Genomic DNA, 1428 nt, shown 5'->3' with positions numbered 1-1428 from the left:
GGCGTTGACCGCCGCCAGCGTCCGGCCATGGAAGGAGCCGTCGAAGCCGATGCTGTCGATGCGCTCGGGGTGGCCCTTGGCCCAGTGATACTTGCGCGCCGTCTTGATGGCGCACTCGATGGCCTCGGCGCCGGAGTTGGTGAAGAACACCTCGTCGGCGAAGGTGGCGTCGGTCAGCACCTTGGCCAGCTTTTCCTGGCCCGGGATCGTGAAGATGTTGGAGACGTGCCAGAGCTTCTCGGCCTGGTCCTTCACCGCCTGGACGAGCTTGGGATTGGCGTGGCCCAGCGCGTTCACGGCGATGCCCGCCATGCAGTCGAGATAGGCCTCCCCGTCGGTGGTGAAAAGTCGCGCGCCCACGCCTCGCTCGAACGCCAGCGGGGTGCGGTTGTACACGCCCATGATGTGATCGCTGGGAACGGGCGCGGCTTGCGTCGCGGTCTTTTCAGTCACGGGGGATACCTCCCAAAAGAGAAGCGTCCCCGGCGCGTGGCGGCGGGGACAGGAAGGCTCGACGTTTTCGTCTCCGAACCCGGCTCTGTCAATATTGCTTGCGCACGACCGATCGGTGACAGGCCGGCGCTCAGGGCAGGGCCAGGCGGAACCGCAGGCCCTTGCCGGCGGACTCGAAGACCGTGGACGCCCTCACCTGCCGGCTGAGCGCCCGGATCAGACGGAACCCCAGGCCGCCGTCGGTGGCCGGATCGAACCCCGCCGGAAGGCCCGGCCCGTCGTCCACCACCTCGATCTGGACCGCCCCGCCCTCGCCCAGGTGGCACCGCACCAGGACGACTCCGGCCTGACCGTCAGCATGGGCGTACTTGAAGGCGTTGGTGATCACCTCCGAGACGATCTGGCTGAGCGGCAAGACCTGATCGGCCCGCACGTAGCACGGGGCCGGGATGTCCTGGATGAGCTTGGCGGCGCCCGCCAATCCCGAGGCGAAGGGCGCGCAGATCGCCCGCAGATGCTCGCTGAGATCCACCGAGCCCAGATTGCCGTGGGTGGCCAGGGCGCGATGCAGCCGGCCCACCGCATCCACCTGGGCGCCGATATTCTCCAGCAATAGGCGCGTCTCCAGGTCGGCGGCCAGGCCCGCGGCCTTCAGGCGCACATAGCTGCTGAGCATGGCCAGGTGGTTGGCGATCCGGTGATCGGCCTCCACCAGCAGGCTGCAATCGGCGCAGACCGAGGCGATCTCGGGGATCGGCATGGGCGCCTCGCCGAGGGTGGGGGACAGCGGCCCACCTGACGCGGCGCTCAGTCCCCTGAAATGCGACAGGTCTACCTGCATGGCTTCCATCCGACTCCGCGGAGCGCCCGACGCCCAGCTTCACCAGAAGGCCGATTCAACCTGCGGGCATTGATGGAGGTCAAGTTCGCGCGAGCGGAGAGTCAAGGGCCGCGGCGCTCAAGTCTTCAGCTTGT

The 1428-nt window shown here is 67.9% G+C and carries 2 protein-coding genes; both read right to left on the bottom strand.

What is annotated here, in order from left to right:
- Positions 1–402 (bottom strand): aminotransferase class III-fold pyridoxal phosphate-dependent enzyme (locus Q7T09_RS07875; RefSeq protein ID WP_304699023.1); only part of this gene is annotated, 402 nt, incomplete at its 3' end.
- Between the two features lie 181 nt (positions 403–583).
- The gene (locus Q7T09_RS07870) at positions 584–1294 is read right to left on the bottom strand and encodes a sensor histidine kinase (protein ID WP_304699021.1); all 711 of its coding nucleotides are present in this window, start codon (positions 1292–1294) and stop codon (positions 584–586) included.
- Positions 1295–1428: the final 134 nt, after the last annotated feature.

The organism is Phenylobacterium sp. (genome assembly GCF_030645195.1).
In the GTDB taxonomy this organism is placed as follows: Bacteria; Pseudomonadota; Alphaproteobacteria; order Caulobacterales; family Caulobacteraceae; genus Phenylobacterium.
The sequence above is the reverse complement of the archived record's forward strand: the minus strand, read 5'-3'. Positions and strand labels throughout refer to the sequence as shown.

Excerpts from the sequence above, each read along its gene's own strand:
- Q7T09_RS07870 (WP_304699021.1), bottom strand. The coding sequence starts at position 1,294 with ATGCAGGTAGACCTGTCGCATTTCAGGGGACTGAGCGCCGCGTCAGGT.